Genomic DNA, 14,002 nt, shown 5'->3' with positions numbered 1-14,002 from the left:
ACCAGCGCTTTTAGCTCATTTGTCAAAAAAGGGCGGGCCTCAGGCCCGCCCCCGTATTGTCACTGAAGCCCAATCGCTCGGGCTCGGGCTCGGGCTCGGGCTCAGGCTTCCTGGGCGTTGGGCAGGGACAGGCGCGAGGCGTCGCTGGACTCTTCCTCGCCGCCGCGGTTGCGGCCTTCATTGAGTGCCGTGACTTCGTCCTCGGAGATGTCGCCCGTGATGTAGACGCCGTCGAAGCACGAGGCCTCGAAGCCCTGCACCTGCGGGTTGATCTTGCCCACGGTCTGCTTCATGGCGGCCACGTCCTGGTAGATCAGCGCGTCGGCACCGATGACCTGGCGGATTTCCTCGACCGTGCGGCCATGCGCCACCAGTTCGGCGCGCGTGGGCATGTCGATGCCGTAGACGTTGGGATGGCGCACCGGAGGAGCGGCCGAGGCCAGGTAGACCTTGACGGCGCCGGCGTCACGCGCCATCTGCACGATTTCCTTGGAGGTGGTGCCGCGCACGATGGAGTCGTCCACCAGCAGCACCTTGCGGCCCTTGAACTCGCTGCCGATGGCGTTGAGCTTCTGGCGCACGGATTTCTTGCGCGAGGCCTGGCCCGGCATGATGAAGGTGCGGCCCACGTAGCGATTCTTGACGAAGCCTTCGCGGTAGGGGATGCCCAGCAGCTGGGCCAGCTGCATGGCGCTGGGCCGGCTGGATTCCGGAATCGGGATGATGGCGTCGATCTCGTTGGGCGGCACGGTGGAGACCACGCGCTTGGCCAGCGTCTCGCCCATGTTCAGGCGCGCCTGGTAGACGGAGATGCCGTCGAGCACCGAGTCCGGACGGGCCAGGTACACGTACTCGAACACGCAGGGGTGCAGCTCGCTCTTTTCGGCGCACTGGCGGGTTTCGACCTGGCCGTCGCTGTGCACGAACACGGCTTCACCCGGAGCGACATCGCGCTCGAGCTGGTGCAGCGTGCCTTCCAGGGCCACGGATTCGCTGGCCAGCATCACCGTGCCGTCGGCGCTGCGGCCCATGCACAGGGGACGGATGCCGAAGGGGTCGCGGAAGGCCAGCAGGCCGTAGCCCGCAATCAGCGCGATCACGGCGTACGAGCCCTTGATGCGCTTGTGCACGGCGCTGACGGCCTGGAAGACGTCTTCGCTCTTGAGCGGTGCGCCGCTGCTGGCGCGGGCCAGCTCGTGGGCCAGCACGTTGAGCAGGACTTCGGAGTCGCTCTCGGTGTTGGTGTGGCGGTGGTCGGTGTCCGACAGTTCCTCGCGCAGCTGCTTGGCGTTGGTGAGGTTGCCGTTGTGCACCATGACGATGCCGAAGGGCGCGTTCACGTAGAAGGGCTGGGCCTCTTCCTCGCTTGTCGCGTTGCCGGCCGTCGGGTAGCGCACCTGGCCCAGGCCCACCGTGCCCGGCAGGGCGCGCATGTTGCGGGTGCGGAACACGTCGCGCACCATGCCCTTGGCCTTGTGCATGAAGAACTTGCGCTCCTGCTGGGTCACGATGCCGGCGGCATCCTGGCCACGGTGCTGCAGCAGCAGCAGGGCGTCATAGATCAGTTGATTCACGGGCGCGGTGCTGACTACACCAACGATTCCACACATAGTTGCGTTCCATCCGTTTGCGAAGGTCGCCCTTCGCTGTCTGGGCCGTAGCAGCCACCCATTGGCCACGCCTGCGCCCGATTTCTCTATCCAAACTGTTTCTGCCAGCCGACTCCTGCGCTGCAGCGCCTTGTCATGCAGCCGGCAGATAGCGTCCCCATTCCTGCGGCAGCTGCGGCAAAACCGCAGCCAGCGCCTGCATCAGCCACGGCGCCAGGGCTGAATCCTGCCACCACTGCCCCTGGTGCAGCGGCGTGTAGCTGATCACCATTGTTGCCACCAGGGCCAGCAGCGCCCCGCGCAGCACGCCGAACAGCGCGCCCAGCGTGCGGTCCACGGGCCTCAGGCCCACCGCCTCGATCAGCCGGCGCGACAGCCAGGACACCAGGCCCCAGCCGAACAGCGCCAGCACGAACAACAGCACAAAGCCTGCGGCATAGCGCAGCTGCATGTCCCAGTCCTGCATGGGCAGCCACAGCGCCACATCGGCAGCCCAGATGCGTGCCACAACGAAGGCCACCAGCCAGCCGAGCAGCGACAGCACCTCATACACCAGCCCGCGCCAGGCGCCTAGCAGCATCGATGCCAGCACGCAGGCCAGCAAAACCCAGTCCACCGTGGACATACGCTATCTCTGTGCGCCTGTGCTGCTTTGCAAGATCAAGATGTACGTCACCGCCTCAGAGCTTGAGCACCGACGCCGGCAGGCCCTGGCCCTTGACGCGCGCCGCCGCCTTGTCGGCTTCGGCACGGCCGTTGAACGGGCCCACACGCACACGCGTGCGCTTGCCGTCCTTGGTGTCCACCACCTGCGTGAAAGTCTTCAGGCCCGCCAGCTCCAGCTTGGCGCGGATTTCCTGGGCCTTGCCGGCATCGGAGAAGGCGCCGACCTGCACGATGAAGCGCTCGTCCGTCGCCGCAGCAGCCGCCGGTGCGCTGCGACCTTCCAGCAGGGCCCGGGCACGCGCGGCGTCGTCGCTCCTGGACGGCTCGGGCTTGGGTTCGGGCTTTGGCTTCGGCTCGGGTTTGGGTTCGGGCTTGGGCTCCGGCTTGTGTTCGGGTTTGGCCGGCTCGGGCTTGGGCCTGGGTTCCGGCTTGGGCTCGGGTTTGGTCTCAGGCTTGGCGGCGGGCTTGGGCTCAGGCTTTGCCTCCGGCCGGGTCTCGGGCTTTGCTTCCGGCTTGACCGGAGCCACCTGCGAGACGGCCGGCGCCACGGGCACGGAAGGCCTGCCCATGGGAACCTCTTCCTCGTCGGCGCCCAGCGAGGCCTGGGCCGGCACGCGGCCTGCCGGGGATGCGGCGCCCTGGTGCGGATGGGCGTCCACGGCATTGGCGCCGGGCACGACCAGAGGAGCGACCTTGTCGCGGTCGGGAATCTCGATGGGGATGTCCACGGGAATCGGACGCGGCTGGGTGTCGAACAGCAGGGGGAAACCCACCACGCCCGCCAGGACCAGCACGGCAGCGCCGATGAGGCGGTGGCGCGCCCGGCGGCGCATGACATCGACGCTTTCCGCCTGTCCCAGCCGTGTGGGCCGCCTCGATGCGGACGACGAATCACCGTCGTCTTTTTTGCCGGGCCAACGAAAATTGAAAAATGCCATGGAGTGCGGACTCGTTCAGATCGGCCACCACAGGCAGCCACGATGGCCGTTTGCGGTGCGGATCACTGGATTCAGGTGCCCAGATGCTTGGCGTTCAGCCGGGGCGGGCCGTCCTGCAGCACGCCGCCCACCGTGAAGAACGAGCCAAAGACCACGATTCTATCAGTGGGACCTGCTGCAAGAACCGCGGCATCCAGCGCCAGCTGCGGGTTTGCAAAGGTGGCCAGCGAGATCTCGCGCGGCACGCCCGGCGCGGGCGGCAGGGCTTCGATCTTCTGGCGCAGCACCTCGGCGCTCTCGGCGCGCGGCGTGGGCAGGTCGGTCAGATACCAGCGGTCGATCAACGGGGCAATCCTGGCCAGCATGGGCGCCAGGTCCTTGTCGTGCATGGCGCCGAAGACCGCATGCGTGCAGGGAAAGTAGCCCATGGCATCGAGGTTGGCCGTCAGCGCCGCCACCGAATGCGGGTTGTGCGCCACGTCCAGCACCAGCGTGGGCTGGCCCGGAATGATCTGGAAACGGCCCGGCAGCTCGACCATGGCCAGCCCCGTGCGCACGGCCTGGGCCGTGACCGGAAGGCGGCTGCGGATGGCCTCGAGCGCGGCCAGCGCACCCGATGCATTGACCAGCTGGTTGGCGCCGCGCAGCGCCGGATAGGCCAGACCGGCATAGCGCCGCCCGCGTCCGGCCCAGCCCCACTGCTGCTTGTCGCCCGAGAAATTGAAGTCCTGGCCCAGGCGCCAGAGATCGGCGCCAATGGCCTGTGCATGGTCCAGCACGCTTTGCGGCGGCATGGGATCGCTGACCACCACAGGCCGGCCGGCGCGCATGATGCCGGCCTTCTCGCGGCCGATGCTCTCGCGGTCCGGCCCCAGGAATTCCACATGGTCGATGTCGATGCTGGTGATGACGGCGCAATCGGCGTCGATCACATTGGTGGCATCCAGCCGCCCGCCCAGGCCCACCTCGAGAATCGCCACATCCAGCCTGGACTGGCTCATCAGCCGCAGGATGGCCAGCGTGGTGAATTCGAAATAGGTGAGCGCCACTTCCGTGCCCTGCACGCGCGCCTGCTCCACGGCCTCGAACTGCGGCAGCAGCTCGGCGGCCTTCACGATCTCGCCGCCCACGCGGCAGCGTTCCTCGAAATGCACCAGATGCGGCGATGTGTAGACGCCGGGGCGAAAGCCCGATTGCAGCGCCACGGCCTCCAGCATGGCGCAGGTCGAGCCCTTGCCGTTGGTGCCCGCCACCGTGATCACGGGGCAGTCGAAACGCAGGTCCAGGCGCTGGGCAACTTCGCGCACGCGATCCAGGCCCAGCGCAATATTCTTGGGGTGCAGGCGCTCGCAATAGGCGAGCCATGCATCCAATGTGGGAAATGAGGTGTGCATACTGCGCGCTATTGTTACCCAGGGACAGTGTCCTTATGGGGTCCTCGCCATCCATTGACTGCGGCAACTGCAACCAATCATGACCACTGCAAACACTGTGACGCTCTACGGCATTCCCAATTGCGACACCGTCAAGAAGGCCCGCGCCTGGCTCACCGACCAGGGCATCGCCTACGAATTCCACGACTTCAAGAAACAGGGTGTTCCCGCCGAGCAGTTGCCCGCCTGGATGCAGGCTGTCGGCTGGGAAAAGCTGCTCAACCGCCAAGGAACGACGTGGCGCAAGCTCGATGCCGACACCCAGGCCGGCGCCCAGGATGGGGCCGGTGCCGCAGCCCTCATGCAGCAGCAGCCCAGCGTCATCAAGCGCCCGGTCGTCCAATGGCCGCAGGGACGCATCACCGTGGGTTTTGCGCCCGACGCCTGGGCAGAGATGGCCCACGGGGGCAAGCGCTGACTCTGCCATCAGGCCTGGAACAGCTTATTACGTGGATTTACGCGACCGCAAACTGCTTTCCAGGCCCGAGGAATACACTTGCATGGAGCCTGGCAGGAAATACCGCCAGCGCAACAGGAGTGCAATCATGAAATCCCTGGTTCTTTTGACGCTGGCGGCCACGACCGCCACCGTGGCCCTGGCCCAGGAGCAAGGCCGGGTGCTGTCGGTGACCCCGGTGACCCAGCAGGTGGCCGTGCCCCAGCAGGTCTGCCGCGATGAAAACGTCTATACCGGCCAGCGCACCTCGGGCGCGGGCGCCGTTCTGGGTGCCCTGGCGGGCGGCGTGGTCGGCAACGCCATCGGCCATGGCGGCGGACGCGCGGCCGCCACGGCGGCCGGCGTGATCGGCGGCGCCATGCTGGGCAACCAGGCCGAGGCCACGGGCCAGCCCCAGTACCAGACGGTGCGCAACTGCACCACCCAGACCTACTACCAGAACCGCGCCGTGGCCTATGACGTGGTCTACGAGTACGCAGGCCGCAACTACACGACGCGCACCACCACGCCGCCCGGGGACTGGATCGCGCTGAGCGTGCAGCCCGCCGCCAACAGCGCGGCCTATGGCAGCAACGGCTACTACGGCACCAACCAGCCGCCCCAGGCCGCGTACTCCACCGCACCCGTGCCGCCGCCCGTGGTCTACCAGAACAACTACTACGACGGCGGTGGCTACTACGCCCCCCAGCCTGTGCAGCCCGTGTATTCGGCCGGTGACTATGTGGCTCCCGTGGTGATTGGAGCAGCCCTTGCTGCCGGCGTGTACTACGCCTCGCGCCCCAGCTATCACGGCTGGCGCGGCGGCTACCGCCACGGCTGGCGCCGCTGAGACGGACCTGCGCATGCAAAGCCCCGACAAGGGGCTTTTTGCATGGCGGCGGCCAGCACGTACGGGCAGCGGCCGGGTGCTGGCCTAAAATGGGCGGTTTAGTCCACCCTCTGCCCAGCTTCCATGACCACCGAAACCATCTCTGGCATCACCCTGACCACCAAGGCCAATGTCTATTTCGACGGCAAATGCATCAGCCATGGCTTCACGCTGGCCGATGGCACGAAGAAGTCTGCGGGCGTGGTGCTGCCCAGCCAGCTGACCTTCGGCACGGCCGCCGCCGAGATCATGGAATGCGTGGCCGGTTCCTGCGAGTACAAGCTCGACGGCTCGGACCAGTGGCTGACCTCCAAGGCCGGCGAGTCCTTCCAGGTGCCTGCGAACTCCAAGTTCGACATCCGCGTGACCGAGGCCTACCACTACATCTGCCACTACGCCTAAGAGCGCCTGAGCGCCTGGGCAGACCGACGCATTCGACCTGACGGCGCCCAGACGCCTTCCGTGTTTTCCGGCAGCCGCGTCCCGCACGCCAGCCGCCATCGTTATTGAGAGAAGCATCGTATGGAAACCATCCTGCAAAACGTCCCCGTCGGCCAGAAGGTCGGCATCGCCTTCTCGGGCGGCCTGGACACCAGCGCTGCCCTGCGCTGGATGAAGAACAAGGGCGCCCTGCCCTACGCCTACACGGCCAACCTGGGCCAGCCCGACGAGGCCGACTACGACGAAATCCCCCGCAAGGCCATGGAGTACGGCGCCGAGCAGGCCCGCCTGATCGACTGCCGCGCGCAGCTGGCCGGCGAAGGCATTGCCGCCATCCAGGCCGGCGCCTTCCACATCTCCACGGGCGGCATCACCTATTTCAACACCACGCCCCTGGGCCGTGCCGTGACCGGCACCATGCTGGTGGCCGCCATGAAGGAAGACGACGTCAACATCTGGGGTGACGGCTCGACCTTCAAGGGCAACGACATCGAGCGCTTCTACCGCTACGGCCTGCTGACCAACCCCGCTCTGAAGATCTACAAGCCCTGGCTGGACCAGACCTTCATCGACGAGCTGGGCGGCCGCGCCGAGATGTCGGCCTTCATGACCAAGGAGGGCTTCGGCTACAAGATGAGCGCCGAGAAGGCCTACTCGACCGACAGCAACATGCTGGGCGCCACGCACGAGGCCAAGGACCTGGAGTTCCTGAACAGCGGCATCCGCATCGTCAACCCCATCATGGGCGTGGCGTTCTGGAAGCCCGAGGTCGAGGTCAAGGCCGAGGAAGTGTCGGTGACCTTCGAAGAAGGCCGCCCCGTGGCCCTCAATGGCAAGGAAATCGCCGATCCCGTGGAGCTGTTCCTGGAAGCCAACCGCATCGGTGGCCGCCACGGCCTGGGCATGAGCGACCAGATCGAGAACCGCATCATCGAAGCCAAGAGCCGCGGCATCTACGAAGCCCCCGGCATGGCCCTGCTGCACATCGCCTACGAGCGCCTGGTGACCGGCATCCACAACGAGGACACCATCGAGCAGTACCGCATCAACGGCCTGCGCCTGGGCCGCCTGCTGTACCAGGGCCGCTGGTTCGACCCGCAGGCCATCATGCTGCGCGAAACCGCCCAGCGCTGGGTGGCCCGCGCCGTGACCGGCACCGTGACGCTGGAGCTGCGCCGCGGCAATGACTACTCCATCCTGAACACCGAATCGCCCAACCTGACCTACGCGCCCGAGCGCCTGTCGATGGAAAAGGTCGAGGACGCGCCCTTCAGCCCCGCCGACCGCATCGGCCAGCTGACCATGCGCAACCTGGACCTGATGGACACCCGCGACAAGCTGGCCATCTACGCCAAGGCCGGCCTGCTGTCCCTGGGCACCAGCACCGCCCTGCCCCAATTGGGCGGCAAGGAATGACCTACACCCCCTGAGCGGCTGACGCCGCTTCCCCCCGTTGCACGGCGCCTCTCTACTCGCTTCGCGAGGGAGGGGGACGACGCCCTCGCTGCGGGGCGGCGCGGCCGGCGTAGGCCCTTGCTCGGCGTCCCTGGCATAGAACGCGCCCGCCAAGCACGCGACGCCATGGGCCAGAAAATCGCACACTTGCATCCCACAAGCCGCCGCAAGGCGGCTTTTTTTTACGCCCTCGCTACCAGTGCGCGCCCTCGAAACGCTGCACGAGAAAATCCAGCAGCGCCCGCACGGCCACCGGCAGATGGCGGCGCGAGCTGTACAGCGCATGCACGGTCAGCGGCTGCGGGCGCCAGTCGGGCAGCACCAGCTCCAGCTGGCCGTTTTGCAGCATGGGCTGGACCAGGTAGGTTGGCTGCAAGGCAATGCCAGCGCCTTCGACGGCAGCGGCGGCCAGCACGGTGGCTTCGTTGGCGTTGAACCAGGTGGTGACGGCGATCTGCTGCTCATCGCTTTCATCGTCACGGCGAGTCAATTGCCAGACATTGCGCCCCACGCGCATGTGTCCCAGGCAGCGGTGCGCCTGCAGCTGGGCCGGTGCCTGCGGCCGGCCAGCCGCATCCAGATAGGCGGTCGAGGCCACCAGCACCGATTCGCAAACGGCCAGCGGCCGGCCGATGAGTGCGGCGCCCGGATCGGCGCTGATGCGTATGGCCAGGTCGATGCGCTGCTGCACCAGGTCCAGCGCGCCGTCGTCCACCAGCAGGTCGATCTTGAGGTGCGGGTGCAGCCGCATGAACTGCGTAATGGCCGGCGCCATCTGCGCATGGCCGAAGGACATGCTGCAGGTCACGCGCAGCAGGCCGCGCAACTGGCTGTCGCCGGCGCGCATCTCGCCTTGCACCTCATCGGCCAGGGCCAGCATCTGCTGGCTGTAGCGCAGGCACTGCGCACCGGCATCGGTAAGCGAGACACGGCGCGTGGTGCGGTGCAGCAGGCGCGCGCCCAGCCACTGCTCCAGCGACTCCACATGGCGCGTGGCCATGGCGCGCGACAGGTCCAGCCGCTCGGCCGCCGCCGTGAAGCTGCCGCATTCGGCCACCGTGGCAAACACCTGCATCGCCAGCAATCGGTCCATGGATATGCTCAATTTCTGCAACAAACAAGCGCATATTCTGCCGTTTATCTGCTCGATTTCAAAAACTAAAGTACCACCCATGGCAGCACGGCGCTGCCACCCGTTTCTGTCTTGTGCTTTTTTCAAAGGAAATCGACATGCTTCGCACCACCTTGCTTTCGCTCACCCTGGCCCTGTCGGCCGGCCTGTCCCACGCCCAGGCGCCCGCCCCGCTGCAGATGAAGGTCTACCAGGCCGACGAACACAGCTTTGCCGTGACCTCCACCCTGATCACCGGCGCCAAGGAGGCCGTGGTCGTGGACAGCGGCTTCACCCGCGCCGACGGCCTGCGCATTGCCGCCAATGTGCTGGACAGCGGCAAGCAGCTGACCACCATCCTCATCAGCAATGCCGACCCCGACTACTACTTCGGCGCCGAAGTGCTCAAGAGCCTGTTCCCGCAGGCCAAGGTGGTGGCCACGCCGGCCGTGCGCGAGAAGATCGAGTCCAAGCTGCAGGGCAAGCTGGCCTTCTGGGGCCCCAAGATGGGCGCCAACGCCCCCAGCCATCCCGTGCTGCCCGAGGCCCTGCAAGGCAATACGGTGATGGTGGACGGCCAGGCGCTGGAGCTGCGCGGCACCACCGGCCCGCTGGCCCACCGCCCCTATGTCTGGGTGCCTGCGCTGCAGGCCATCGTCGGCAACGTGGGCGTGTTCGGCAACCTGCATGTCTGGACGGCGGACACGCAAAAGAGCGCCGAGCGCAAGGCCTGGCTGGCGCAGCTGGACGAGATGCAGGCCCTCAAGCCCGCTGTCGTCGTGCCCGGCCACATGCAAGCCGGCACGGCCATGGACGCCAGCGCCATCGCCTATACACGCGACTATCTCCAGCATTTCGAGGCCGCCGCCGCCAAGGCCGCAAACAGTGCCGAGCTGATCGGCGCCATGAAGCAGGCCTACCCGCAGGCCGGCATGGCGCTGTCGCTGGACATCGGCGCCAAGGTGAACAAGGGCGAGATGCCATGGTAAGCATGCACTTTCGCAAAAATCCTCATGGAACCTGCATGCTGCGCCCTTGATCCAACCAGCTGCCGCCCTCATTCGTCGTGGCGGCAGGAGGTGCAGCCATGAAATACATGAAGCATTGGCAGGACCCGCTCAACGTCCTGCTGGGAGTCTGGTTGGCAGTCTCGCCCTGGGTGCTGGGGTTCCAGGACCAGATGGCGCCCACGGCCAACGGCGTGGTCATCGGACTGGCGCTGATTGCCGCTGCGCTGGGAGCCATCTTCATGCCCCGCGCGTGGGAGGAATGGACCGAAGGCCTGCTGGGTCTGTGGATGGTGATCTCGCCCTGGGTGCTGGGCTTTGCCGGCCAGATGGACGCCATGCGCAATGCCGTGGTGTCGGGCATCGTGGTGCTGGTGCTCGCGCTGTGGGTGCTGATGACCGACAAGGACTATATGGACTGGCGCAGTCACTCCGCCCACTGAGGCGCTGATGCGCAGCGGCCCGCAGGCGGCAATGCCCTGCGGGCCGCTGTTTTTTTGCCGCCGTGCCCCTCAAGAACCGCCCAAGGACCGCCCAAGGACCGCCCAAGGCCGCTCAGACTACGACGGGCTCGGGCTCCAGGCGGATGCCGAATCGCTCGTAGACGCTGGTCTGTATCGCTCCGGCCAGCGTCATGACCTCGCCGCCCGTGACGCTGCTGTCCACGCTGTGCCGGTCGCCCCGGTTGACCAGCACCAGGGCCTGCTTGTCATACACCCCGGCGCGGCCCATGGACTTGCCCTTCCAGCCGCAGGCATCGATCAGCCAGCCGGCGGCCAGCTTGATGGAGCCGTCGTCCATGGGGTAGTGCACGATGCGGGGCTCGCGCGCAATGATGTCGGCGCACTGCTCGGGCGTCACCGTCGGGTTCTTGAAGAAGCTGCCCGCGTTGCCGATGTGCTCCGGATCCGGCAGCTTGGCGCGGCGGATCTCGCACACCCAGTCGAAGATCTGGCGGGCCGTGGGCTCGGCCACGCCCGCCTCGGCCTGGCGGCGCTGCAGGTCCAGGTAGCCCAGGCCGGGCTTCCAGTCCTTGGGCAGGGCCAGGCGTACGCGCGTGATCACGGCGCGGCCCTTGAGGCCCATGCCGCGCGGCGGCACGCCCTTCATGCGCGCACGCGCCACGGGCGTGGGCTCGGCCGGCGCATGCTTGAACACCGAGTCGCGGTAGCCGAAGGCGCATTGCGCGGCATCCAGCGTGAAGGACTCCCCCGTGGCCAGGTCGATGGCATCCAGCGACTCGAAGCGGTCCTGCAGCTCCAATCCGTAGGCGCCGATGTTCTGCACCGGCGACGCGCCCACGGTGCCGGGAATCAGCGCCATGTTCTCCAGGCCGCCGTAGCCCTGCGACAGGGTCCAGGCCACCAGGTCGTGCCAGCGCTCGCCGGCACCGGCCTCGACGATCCAGTGGCGCTCGGTCTCGCGCAGCAGGCGCATGCCCGCTATCTCCATCTTGAGGACCACGGGATCGACGTCGCCCGTGATCACCACATTGCTGCCGCCGCCCAGCACGAACACGGGCTGGCGGCCCCACAGCGGATCGGCCAGGAAATGGCGCACGTCCTCGTCGCTGCGCACGCGCACCAGGGTGTGGGCACGGGCGGCGATGCCGAAGCTGTTGCAATGCTGCAGCGGAACATTTTTCTCGACTAACATCGACCGGATTGTCGCACCGCCTCCCTGCGCCGCCGGCCCCGCGTCCGCATCGCCCGGCCGCGCGCTGCGGTACTTTTTCAGAACATTTACAGGAAATATTTGCCATGCCTTCTTTTGACACCGTGTGCGAAGCCGACTTCGTCGAAGTGAAGAACGCCGTGGAGAACACCGCCAAGGAAATCGGCACACGCTTCGACTTCAAGGGCACCTCGGCCGCCATCGAGCTCAAGGACAAGGAAATCACGCTGTTCGGCGATGCCGACTTCCAGCTGCAGCAGGTCGAGGACATCCTGCGCAACAAGCTGACCAAGCGCAGCGTGGACGTGCGCTTCCTGGACATCCAGAAGGCCCAGAAGATCGGCGGCGACAAGCTCAAGCAGACCATCAAGGTCAAGAACGGCATCGAGGCCGAGCTGGGCAAGAAGCTGCAAAAGCTGATCAAGGACAGCAAGCTCAAGGTGCAGGCCGCCATCCAGGGCGACGCCGTGCGCGTCACCGGCGCCAAGCGCGACGACCTGCAGGCCGCCATGGCCCTGATCCGCAAGGACCTGGCCGACCATCCCCTGTCCTTCAACAACTTCCGCGACTGATCGCCTGGCACCCGCCTCTGCGCCACAAGCCACCCCATGCGCCACCTACGTGCCGTACTTCTGAGCCTGGCCGCAGCGGCCGCGCTGGCTCCACCATCGGCGACGGCGCAGTCCGTGGCGCTCAGCGGCGTGCTGGGCAGCAAGGCCTTGCTGGTCATAGACGGCGGCACGCCGCGCGCGCTGGCGGCGGGCGACAGCCTGCAGGACGTGCGCGTGCTGCAGGTATCGGGCGACACGGCCGAGGTGGAAATCAAGGGCCGCCGCCAGACATTGCGCCTGGGCGAGGCGCCCATCAGCCTGGGCGGCCGGGGCGCGGCGGCGGGCGATCCCGCGCTCGGCCGGCGCGTGGTGCTCAAGGCCGACAACCGGGGGCACTTCATCGAACGCGGCCAGATCAATGGCAAGACCATGGTCTACATGGTGGACACGGGCGCCAGCTCGGTCGCCATCGGCCGGTCCGACGCCGAACGCATGGGCCTGCCCTTTCTCAAGGGCCAGCCGGTGATGATGCGCACCGCCAACGGCGATGCCCAGGGCTGGCGCCTGCGGCTGGATTCGGTGCGCGTGGGCGATGTCGAGGTCTTCGGTGTGGACGCCGTGGTCGCCCCTCTTCCCATGCCCTATGTGCTGCTGGGCAACAGCTTTCTTGCCCACGTCCAGATGACCCGCCAGGGCAGCGAGATGGTGCTGGAGCGGCGCTGATGCGGCCTGCATGCGCCCCGCTTCCCGCACCCCGCCAACGATGAGCCGACGCCCCGACGATTCCTACGAAGACCTGCTGGGCCTGTGGTCCGACCTGGAGGCCGCACTGTCCGTGCTGCTGTCCGCGCCGCTGCAGGTGCAGGGCTTCCTGGTCAAGCTGCAGCAGATCGACCTGTGGCTGCAGGAGCTGATCGCCCACGACAGCGATGCCGCGCTGTACCTGATGTTCCAGCGCGCCTGCTCGTCCACCGTGGGCTACAGCGCCTCCCATGCCCTGGTCTGCGCCTGCCTGTGCCATGTGCTGGCGCGCGAGCTGCGCCTGGACGAGTCCGAACACCGCACCCTGGTGTATGGCGCACTGACCATGAACATCGGCATGAACGCGCTGCAGGACGAACTGGCGCTGCAGCGCGAGCCGCTGACCCCCGCCCAGCAGCAGGCCGTACAGCGCCACCCGCTGCACAGCCAGGCCCTGCTGGCGCGGCTGTTCGTCAACGATGCGCTGTGGCTGGAGCTGGTGGGCCACCACCACGAGGCCGTGCCGCAGCAGCCGCTGTCCACGCTGGCGCCCGTGCAGCGGCTGGTCCGCATCCTGGGCACGGTGGACCGCTACGCCGCCCTGATCAGCCCGCGCAAGTCACGCGAAGGCCGCAGCGCCGCCGAGTCGCTGCGCGCGCTCACCCAGCAGCAGCGCTACTCCGACGAGGTGGGCTTCGCGCTGGTGCGCGCCGTGGGCCTGTGCCCGCCGGGCACCTATGTGCGGCTGGACAACGGTGACATCGCCGTGGTGCTGCGCCGTGGCGAGCCGCCGCAGCCGCCGCTGGTGGCCAGCGTGATCGGCGCCGACGGCGCGAGCCTGTATCCGCCCGTCATCCATGAAGGCGAGGACGGCCCCCGCATCCGCTCGGCACTGGCGCGCGCCGCCATCACGCTGGAGCTGGACCCGCGCACGCTGGCCCAGCTGGGCGTGCTGGCCGCACGCGGCAGCCAGTCGCTGTACCGCATGGTGCAGATGCCCGGCCCTGTCTGAACGATCTGGCGCCTGAAGCGCGCGACACCGGCGCCGCG

General features: G+C 67.3%; 15 protein-coding genes. 9 read left to right on the top strand and 6 right to left on the bottom strand.

Translation table 11 applies throughout. The features are described 5' to 3' along the window. Positions 1–101: 101 nt before the first annotated feature. The 4 genes from purF to folC all read right to left on the bottom strand — a co-directional run bounded on the left by purF (position 102) and on the right by folC (position 4,608). Positions 102–1,610, bottom strand: coding sequence for an amidophosphoribosyltransferase (gene purF, locus ACF8ML_RS12060; RefSeq protein ID WP_074921434.1), 1,509 nt, complete (start codon positions 1,608–1,610; stop codon positions 102–104). Positions 1,611–1,743: 133 nt separating this feature from the next. Further along, on the bottom strand, positions 1,744–2,235 hold the full coding sequence (locus ACF8ML_RS12055; RefSeq protein ID WP_016451425.1) for a CvpA family protein: 492 nt from the start codon (positions 2,233–2,235) through the stop codon (positions 1,744–1,746). 55 nt (positions 2,236–2,290) lie between these two features. Continuing rightward, entirely contained in the window at positions 2,291–3,214 is a 924-nt protein-coding gene (locus ACF8ML_RS12050) for an SPOR domain-containing protein (RefSeq protein ID WP_026062261.1), read from the bottom strand. Between the two features lie 71 nt (positions 3,215–3,285). Beyond that, entirely contained in the window at positions 3,286–4,608 is a 1,323-nt protein-coding gene (folC, locus tag ACF8ML_RS12045; RefSeq protein WP_016449256.1) for a bifunctional tetrahydrofolate synthase/dihydrofolate synthase, read from the bottom strand. A 79-nt stretch (positions 4,609–4,687) separates the two neighbouring features. On the opposite strand from folC, the gene ACF8ML_RS12040 reads away from it, so the two are divergent. The 4 genes from ACF8ML_RS12040 to argG all read left to right on the top strand — a co-directional run bounded on the left by ACF8ML_RS12040 (position 4,688) and on the right by argG (position 7,829). Beyond that, complete coding sequence (locus ACF8ML_RS12040) at positions 4,688–5,065, top strand: ArsC family reductase (RefSeq protein ID WP_392408075.1); 378 nt, start codon at positions 4,688–4,690, stop codon at positions 5,063–5,065. Positions 5,066–5,192: 127 nt separating this feature from the next. After that, on the top strand, positions 5,193–5,933 hold the full coding sequence (locus tag ACF8ML_RS12035; protein ID WP_016449254.1) for a glycine zipper 2TM domain-containing protein: 741 nt from the start codon (positions 5,193–5,195) through the stop codon (positions 5,931–5,933). A 123-nt stretch (positions 5,934–6,056) separates the two neighbouring features. Then, on the top strand, positions 6,057–6,374 hold the full coding sequence (locus ACF8ML_RS12030) for a pyrimidine/purine nucleoside phosphorylase (protein WP_012206574.1): 318 nt from the start codon (positions 6,057–6,059) through the stop codon (positions 6,372–6,374). Positions 6,375–6,494: 120 nt separating this feature from the next. After that, entirely contained in the window at positions 6,495–7,829 is a 1,335-nt protein-coding gene (gene argG, locus ACF8ML_RS12025) for an argininosuccinate synthase (RefSeq protein ID WP_016449252.1), read from the top strand. A gap of 232 nt (positions 7,830–8,061) precedes the next feature. Here argG and ACF8ML_RS12020 read toward each other — a convergent pair whose 3' ends face one another. Next, entirely contained in the window at positions 8,062–8,961 is a 900-nt protein-coding gene (locus ACF8ML_RS12020) for a LysR substrate-binding domain-containing protein (protein ID WP_392408074.1), read from the bottom strand. Between the two features lie 137 nt (positions 8,962–9,098). Between ACF8ML_RS12020 and ACF8ML_RS12015 the strand changes: the two genes are divergently transcribed. After that, positions 9,099–9,968, top strand: a complete 870-nt coding sequence (locus ACF8ML_RS12015) for an MBL fold metallo-hydrolase (RefSeq protein WP_392408073.1) — start codon at positions 9,099–9,101, stop codon at positions 9,966–9,968. 98 nt (positions 9,969–10,066) lie between these two features. Next, the gene (locus ACF8ML_RS12010; RefSeq protein ID WP_016451422.1) at positions 10,067–10,429 is read left to right on the top strand and encodes an SPW repeat protein; all 363 of its coding nucleotides are present in this window, start codon (positions 10,067–10,069) and stop codon (positions 10,427–10,429) included. A gap of 112 nt (positions 10,430–10,541) precedes the next feature. Here ACF8ML_RS12010 and murB read toward each other — a convergent pair whose 3' ends face one another. Further along, a complete protein-coding gene (gene murB / locus ACF8ML_RS12005; protein ID WP_151019342.1) occupies positions 10,542–11,642 on the bottom strand; it encodes a UDP-N-acetylmuramate dehydrogenase in 1,101 nt (366 codons plus the stop codon). A 104-nt stretch (positions 11,643–11,746) separates the two neighbouring features. Between murB and ACF8ML_RS12000 the strand changes: the two genes are divergently transcribed. From ACF8ML_RS12000 to ACF8ML_RS11990, 3 genes are read left to right on the top strand one after another with little or no spacing between them, the layout of a single operon-like run. Continuing rightward, positions 11,747–12,232, top strand: coding sequence for a YajQ family cyclic di-GMP-binding protein (locus tag ACF8ML_RS12000; protein ID WP_012206580.1), 486 nt, complete (start codon positions 11,747–11,749; stop codon positions 12,230–12,232). 36 nt (positions 12,233–12,268) lie between these two features. After that, positions 12,269–12,934, top strand: coding sequence for a TIGR02281 family clan AA aspartic protease (locus tag ACF8ML_RS11995; RefSeq protein ID WP_016449247.1), 666 nt, complete (start codon positions 12,269–12,271; stop codon positions 12,932–12,934). Positions 12,935–12,974: 40 nt separating this feature from the next. Further along, entirely contained in the window at positions 12,975–13,964 is a 990-nt protein-coding gene (locus ACF8ML_RS11990; protein WP_016451420.1) for an HD-GYP domain-containing protein, read from the top strand. Positions 13,965–14,002 lie beyond the last annotated feature (38 nt).

Origin of the sequence: Delftia sp. WSY_10, assembly GCF_043104705.1 — a bacterium.
In the GTDB taxonomy this organism is placed as follows: domain Bacteria; phylum Pseudomonadota; class Gammaproteobacteria; order Burkholderiales; family Burkholderiaceae_C; genus Comamonas; species Comamonas tsuruhatensis.
This window is presented reverse-complemented; position numbering and strand designations above follow the sequence as displayed.

Coding starts and splice junctions, on each gene's coding strand:
- purF (WP_074921434.1), bottom strand. CDS start 1,610: ATGTGTGGAATCGTTGGTGTAGTCAGCACCGCGCCCGTGAATCAACTG.
- ACF8ML_RS12015 (WP_392408073.1), top strand. CDS start 9,099: ATGCTTCGCACCACCTTGCTTTCGCTCACCCTGGCCCTGTCGGCCGGC.
- argG (WP_016449252.1), top strand. CDS start 6,495: ATGGAAACCATCCTGCAAAACGTCCCCGTCGGCCAGAAGGTCGGCATC.
- ACF8ML_RS12030 (WP_012206574.1), top strand. CDS start 6,057: ATGACCACCGAAACCATCTCTGGCATCACCCTGACCACCAAGGCCAAT.
- ACF8ML_RS12020 (WP_392408074.1), bottom strand. CDS start 8,961: ATGGACCGATTGCTGGCGATGCAGGTGTTTGCCACGGTGGCCGAATGC.
- ACF8ML_RS11995 (WP_016449247.1), top strand. CDS start 12,269: ATGCGCCACCTACGTGCCGTACTTCTGAGCCTGGCCGCAGCGGCCGCG.
- ACF8ML_RS12000 (WP_012206580.1), top strand. CDS start 11,747: ATGCCTTCTTTTGACACCGTGTGCGAAGCCGACTTCGTCGAAGTGAAG.
- folC (WP_016449256.1), bottom strand. CDS start 4,608: ATGCACACCTCATTTCCCACATTGGATGCATGGCTCGCCTATTGCGAG.
- murB (WP_151019342.1), bottom strand. CDS start 11,642: ATGTTAGTCGAGAAAAATGTTCCGCTGCAGCATTGCAACAGCTTCGGC.
- ACF8ML_RS12055 (WP_016451425.1), bottom strand. CDS start 2,235: ATGTCCACGGTGGACTGGGTTTTGCTGGCCTGCGTGCTGGCATCGATG.
- ACF8ML_RS12035 (WP_016449254.1), top strand. CDS start 5,193: ATGAAATCCCTGGTTCTTTTGACGCTGGCGGCCACGACCGCCACCGTG.
- ACF8ML_RS11990 (WP_016451420.1), top strand. CDS start 12,975: ATGAGCCGACGCCCCGACGATTCCTACGAAGACCTGCTGGGCCTGTGG.
- ACF8ML_RS12040 (WP_392408075.1), top strand. CDS start 4,688: ATGACCACTGCAAACACTGTGACGCTCTACGGCATTCCCAATTGCGAC.
- ACF8ML_RS12010 (WP_016451422.1), top strand. CDS start 10,067: ATGAAATACATGAAGCATTGGCAGGACCCGCTCAACGTCCTGCTGGGA.
- ACF8ML_RS12050 (WP_026062261.1), bottom strand. CDS start 3,214: ATGGCATTTTTCAATTTTCGTTGGCCCGGCAAAAAAGACGACGGTGAT.